We start from the raw sequence: 5741 nt of genomic DNA, 5'->3' as shown, positions 1-5741 counted from the left end.
GAGTAAAGGCTTGCAAGACCAGAAAAATTGGAGAACCCATGAGCTCGAAAGGGCAAACGTTACAAGACCCCTTCTTGAACATCCTGCGCAAAGAGCACATTCCCGTTTCCATTTATCTGGTCAACGGGATCAAGCTCCAGGGGCAGATCGATTCGTTCGACCAGTACGTGGTGCTGCTCAAGAACACGGTGACCCAGATGGTGTATAAGCACGCTATTTCCACCGTGGTTCCCTCTCGCCCTGTCAGTATTCCTTACGACCAAGGTTCCGCATCTGATGCTTGATCGGCCGGCCGATGGGGATCGGGCGATCCTCGTCGGCATCGATCTGGGCGATCCCGGCTTTCGGGAATCCCTTGAAGAATTGAAGCTCCTCGCCACGAGCGCCGGTCTCGCGGTGCTTGCGGTGATCTCGGGCCGACGCGAGCGGCCTGACCCGGCTACCTACGCCGGGAGCGGCAAGGTAGCCGAAGTACGGGACTGGGTGGCGCGCCTGGGGGCGTCGCTGGTGGTGCTCAACCGCGACCTCACACCCGTGCAGGAGCGCAACCTGGAGCGCGCGCTGGGCTGCCGCGTGGTGGACCGTACGGCCTTGATCCTCGACATTTTTGCCCAGCGCGCCCGCAGTCATGAGGGGAAGCTGCAAGTGGAGCTCGCCCAGCTCGAGCGCCTGTCCACCCGGCTGGTGCGTGGTTGGACCCACTTGGAGCGGCAAAAGGGCGGCATCGGGTTGCGCGGCCCTGGGGAGACCCAGCTGGAGACCGACCGGCGGCTCGTGGCCCGGCGGGTCAAGGTGCTCAAGGACAAGCTCGCCCGGCTCGGCCAGCAGCGGGCGGTGCAGCGGCGCTCCCGGGAGCGGGCTCGGGTGATCCCGGTCTCCCTGGTAGGCTACACCAACGCCGGCAAGTCGACCCTATTCAACGCCCTGGCCGACGGGCACGCCTACGCCGCCGATCAGCTCTTTGCCACACTGGACACCACCACGAGACGGCTGTTCCTTCCGGATTGTCCGCCGGTGGTGCTCTCGGACACCGTGGGTTTCATCCGCGATCTGCCCCATACCTTGATCGCGGCCTTCCGTGCCACTCTGGAGGAGACAGCGCGGGCCTCCCTGTTGCTGCATGTGGTGGACGCCTCCAGTCCGGAACGGGAAACCCACATCGCCCAAGTGAACAAGGTGCTGGGGGAAATCGGCGCCGATGCGATTCCCCAGATCGTCGTGCTCAACAAGACCGATCTCGCCGGCCTTCCTGCAGGAGTGGAGCGGGATGAATATGGTAAGATTGCGCGCGTTCGCGCAAGTGCGCTGACGGGCGCCGGTCTGGATCTCGTGCGGGCGGCCGTGGCCGAGCGCTTCGTGCAGGACGCAGGCATCGGCTTGCAAGCGCCGCAGTCTGCCGAGCATCGCCCCTGCGCTTTTCAGAGTCTTTGATCCAAGCGATTCGCCATTTCGGGAGCCTCTGCTCATGAATGATCCCCAGTGGGGGCGGCGGGGCCGACAGGGTCCGCCAGACTTGGACGAGCTGTGGCGCTCTGTACAGCAGAGGCTCGCCGGCCTTTTTGGCGGGCGCCGCCGTCCCGACGAAGGCGGTGGCCCGCCCTCCGGACCAGTCAAGGGCGGATTCGGTTTCCTGATAGGGCTGGTCCTGCTGGTGTGGCTCGCCAGCGGCTTCTACATCGTGGATGCGAGCCAGCGTGGCGTGGTACTACGCTTCGGCAAATATGTAGAAACCACCCTACCCGGTCCCCGCTGGCACCTTCCTTATCCCATTGAGACGGTGGAGATCGTGAACCTGTCTCAAGTGCGCACGGTGGAGGTTGGCTATCGCAATGACGTGCGCAGCAAGGTGCTGAAAGAGGCTCTCATGCTCACCGACGATGAGAACATCGTCGACATCCAATTCGCCGTGCAATACATCCTGAAGAGTCCCGAGGATTACCTGTTCAACAACCGTGGCCCGGACGAGGCGGTACGCCAGGCCGCGGAGACCGCGTTCCGGGAAGTGGTGGGGAAGAGCAAGATGGACTTTGTCCTGTACGAAGGCCGCGAGGAGGTGGCGGCCCGAGCCCACAAGCTGATGCAGGACGTCCTGGATCGCTACGGCACCGGCATCCAAGTGAGCAAGGTCAATTTGCAGAACGCTCAGCCGCCGGAGCAGGTGCAAGACGCCTTCGACGATGCAGTCAAAGCGGGCCAGGACCGGGAGCGGTTGATCAACGAAGGTCAGGCCTATGCGAATGACGTGATTCCCAAGGCCCGAGGCACAGCGGCACGACTGCTGGAGGAAGCGGAAGCTTATCGCTCCCAGGTGGTCGCTCGGGCGGAGGGCGATGCCAGCCGCTTCCGTCAGCTCCAGAGCGAGTACGCCAAAGCGCCGGCAGTCACCCGGGAGCGCCTGTACCTGGACACCATGCAGCAGGTGTTGTCCAGCACCTCCAAGGTGCTGATCGATCAGAAAGGAGGGGGCAATTTATTGATGCTCCCCTTGGAGAAGCTTCTGCAGATGAGCGGCGCCAGCGCAGAGGGCGTCGCCGGCGCCAAGGCGCCTGTTCCTTCCCCGTCTGAGCCCGCGACCGAAAGCGGCGGGCGTTCGCGGGACGCGTTCCGCAGCCGAGAGAGGGAGATGCGGCCGTGAGAAACGTCGGAACACTGGCCGTCGGAGTCGTGGCAGCCTTCGTTTTGGGTAGCCTGTGTGTCTATACGGTGGACGAGCGGCAGGATGCCCTGGTCTTCCAGCTCGGCGAAGTGGTCGCGGTCACCAAGGAGCCGGGGTTGTACTTCAAGCTGCCGCTGATCCAAAACGTGCGCTACTTCGATACCCGAATCCTCACCTTCGATACACCTGATCCGGAGCGCTTCCTCACTTCGGAGAAAAAGAACGTCCTGGTGGACTACTTCGTCAAGTGGCGCATCATCGACCCGAAGCAGTACTACATCTCGGTGGCGGGAGACGAACTGCGGGCCCAGACGCGTCTGCAGCAAACCATCAACGACGGGCTGCGGGCGGAATTCGGCAAGCGTACGGTGCACGAGGTGGTCTCGGGGGAGCGAGACAAGATCATGGAGATTCAGCGGGAGCGGGCCGACCAGGACGCACGCAAGATCGGCATCCAGGTGGTGGACGTGCGCTTGAAGCGGGTGGACCTGCCCCAGGAGGTGAGCGAGGCGGTGTACCGGCGCATGGAAGCGGAACGCAAGCGGGTGGCGAACGAGCTGCGCGCCACTGGCGCGGCGGAAGCCGAGCGTATCCGCGCGGAAGCCGACAAGCAGCGGGAAATCATCATCGCCGAGGCCTATCGCCAGGCGCAGCAGATCAAAGGCGAGGGCGATGCCAAGGCGGCAGCCATCTACGCTCGGGCCTACGAACGGGATCCCGAGTTCTACGCTTTCTACCGCAGCATGGAAGCTTACCGGCAGAGCCTCAAGAACAAGACCGATCTGCTGCTGCTCGAACCGAACTCGGACTTCTTCAAGTATCTGAATAACCCCAGCCGGGGCGGGAAATAGTCTGCGGCGGAGGGGCGCACCGCCGTCGCGGGGAGGGCGTCGTGCTCAGTAACCTGTTGCTCGCCGTGGGCCTCATGCTGGTGCTCGAAGGCATACTCCCCTTTCTCGCGCCCACCCTCTGGCGTGAGGCATTCAGGAAGCTCACCGAGATGAGCGACGGACAGATCCGTTTCATCGGACTCTCTTCCATGCTCTGCGGCCTGCTGCTCATCGCCCTCATGGGTTCTTAACGATGCGCAGCTGGATCCTCCCCGAGTTCATTCAAGACATTCTTCCCCCCGAGGCGGCGCGGATCGAGCGGGCGCGGCGCATGCTACTGGACCTGTTCGAGGTGCACGGCTACGAGCTGGTCATGCCGCCGCTCGTGGAATACGTGGAGTCGCTGCTTTCTGGCACGGGGAGCGACCTGGACCTGCAGCTGCTGAAGGTGGTGGACCAGTTGTCCGGGCGCCTGATGGGCGTGCGGGCGGACACCACGCCCCAGGTCTCGCGCATCGATGCCCATCTTCTGAACCGCCGGGGCGTGGCTCGGCTGTGCTACGCGGGGAGCGTGCTGCGGGCCCTGCCGTCCAATCTCACCGGAACCCGGGAGCCCCTGCAGGTGGGCGCGGAGATCTACGGCCATCCGGGGCCCGAGAGCGACGTGGAAATCCAGCAGCTCATGCTCAAGGCCCTTCGCCTCCTGGGGGTGCCTGCGGTGCATCTGGATCTGGGGCATGTGGGCGTGTACCGGGCCCTTGCCCGGGAAGGCGGCCTCACGGACACTCTGGAATCGGATCTGTTCAAGGCGCTGCAAGCGAAAGACGTCTCTCAGGTGGAAGTGCTGGCGGCGGGCGCGCCGGCACCCATTGCCACCGCCCTGCGCCTGCTGCCCGAGCTCTACGGAGGACCGGAGGTGCTCGCGGAGGCGCGGCGCAGGCTTCCGGCGCTGCCGGACATACGGCGGGCCCTAGATGACCTGGAATCGATCGCTTCGGCCCTTGCGCCCATGGTGGGAGAGCTATGCTTCGATCTGGCCGAGCTCCGGGGTTATCACTACCACAGCGGCGCGGTATTCGCCGCCTATGGACCGGGCTGTCCCAGCGCCATCGCCCAGGGCGGGCGCTACGACGAGGTGGGCAGCGCCTTCGGGCGTGCGCGCCCGGCCACCGGCTTCAGCCTGGATTTGCGGCAGCTCTCGCCGTATCTTCCCCAGCCTCCGGCCCGTTCGCGCATCCTGGCCCCGTGCTCCCGGGACCCGGATCTGACCCAAGCGATCGAGGCGCTACGCTCCCGAGGGGAGGTGGTGATCGTCGACCTCCCGGGGCACGAGGCATTCCGGGATGAGCTTGGGTGCGACCAGGAGCTTAAGCGGTTGGACGGCCGCTGGCAGGTGGTGCCGCGGCGCGGTTCGTGATCTAATCCGCAAGCAGGACGAAGACCATGTCGAGGAACGTTGTAGTGGTGGGTACCCAATGGGGCGACGAGGGCAAGGGCAAGGTAGTGGACTGGCTCACTGATCACGCCCAGGGCGTGGTGCGTTTCCAGGGCGGGCACAACGCCGGCCACACCCTGGTGATCGGTGGCAAAAAGACCGTCCTGCACCTCATCCCCTCGGGCATCCTGCACGACGGGGTGCAGTGTTTCATCGGCAACGGAGTCGTGGTCTCTCCCCAGGCGCTGGTGGAAGAGATCGACATGCTGGAGGCAGCAGGGATCGACGTGCGCGGTCGGCTGCGGGTAAGCGAAGCGTGTCCCCTGATCCTGCCTTGCCACGTGGCCCTGGATCGGGCCCGGGAAGCGGCCAAGGGGGAGGCGAAGATCGGCACCACTGGCCGCGGCATCGGCCCGGCCTATGAGGACAAGGTAGCGCGCCGTGCGGTGCGGCTGCAGGATCTATTCCACCGGGACCGCTTCGCCGCCAAGCTGGGGGAGATCCTGGATTATCACAACTTCGTGCTGGCCCATTATTTCCGTGCCCCCACGGTTGATTTTCAGGAAACGATGGACACAACCCTTGCGCTCGCCGAGCGCATCAAGCCCCTGGTGGCGGACGTGCCGCGGCTGCTCTACGAAGCCAATCGCAGCGGCAAGAACCTGCTGTTCGAAGGCGCTCAAGGAACGCTGCTGGACATCGATCACGGCACCTATCCCTACGTGACTTCGTCCAACTGTGTGGCCGGTGCGGCCGCTGCTGGGGCCGGCGTGGGGCCTAACGCTTTGCACTACATCCTCGGAATTACGAAAGCATACAC

General features: G+C 64.4%; 7 protein-coding genes. All 7 read left to right on the top strand.

Annotated features, from left to right (window positions below; all coding sequences use genetic code 11):
• Nucleotides 1-38 precede the first annotated feature (38 nt).
• On the top strand, nucleotides 39-284 hold the full coding sequence (gene hfq / locus V7Q81_RS14115) for an RNA chaperone Hfq (RefSeq protein ID WP_333844496.1): 246 nt from the start codon (nucleotides 39-41) through the stop codon (nucleotides 282-284).
• Nucleotides 277-1431 carry a GTPase HflX gene (gene hflX / locus V7Q81_RS14110; protein ID WP_333844492.1) on the top strand — a complete coding sequence of 385 codons (1155 nt, stop codon included), beginning with the start codon at nucleotides 277-279 and terminating at the stop codon, nucleotides 1429-1431. The genes hfq and hflX overlap by 8 nt, the downstream gene beginning before the upstream one ends.
• 28 nt (nucleotides 1432-1459) lie before the next feature.
• Nucleotides 1460-2635 (top strand): FtsH protease activity modulator HflK, encoded by a 1176-nt coding sequence (hflK, locus tag V7Q81_RS14105; protein ID WP_333844493.1) that lies wholly within the window; start codon nucleotides 1460-1462, stop codon nucleotides 2633-2635.
• Entirely contained in the window at nucleotides 2632-3507 is an 876-nt protein-coding gene (hflC, locus tag V7Q81_RS14100) for a protease modulator HflC (RefSeq protein WP_333844491.1), read from the top strand. Before hflK ends, hflC begins: the two co-directional genes overlap by 4 nt.
• Nucleotides 3508-3548: 41 nt before the next feature.
• Nucleotides 3549-3737 (top strand): DUF2065 domain-containing protein, encoded by a 189-nt coding sequence (locus V7Q81_RS14095; protein ID WP_333844489.1) that lies wholly within the window; start codon nucleotides 3549-3551, stop codon nucleotides 3735-3737.
• Between the two features lie 2 nt (nucleotides 3738-3739).
• Nucleotides 3740-4903 (top strand): ATP phosphoribosyltransferase regulatory subunit, encoded by a 1164-nt coding sequence (locus V7Q81_RS14090; protein WP_333844486.1) that lies wholly within the window; start codon nucleotides 3740-3742, stop codon nucleotides 4901-4903.
• Between the two features lie 26 nt (nucleotides 4904-4929).
• On the top strand, nucleotides 4930-5741 hold an 812-nt coding region (locus V7Q81_RS14085; protein WP_333844484.1), incomplete at its 3' end, for an adenylosuccinate synthase.

The organism is Pelomicrobium sp. (assembly GCF_036803785.1).
Taxonomy (GTDB): Bacteria; Pseudomonadota; Gammaproteobacteria; order Burkholderiales; family UBA6910; genus Pelomicrobium.
Note: the sequence above shows the minus strand (reverse complement) of the source record. Positions and strands in the feature narration are given on the sequence as shown.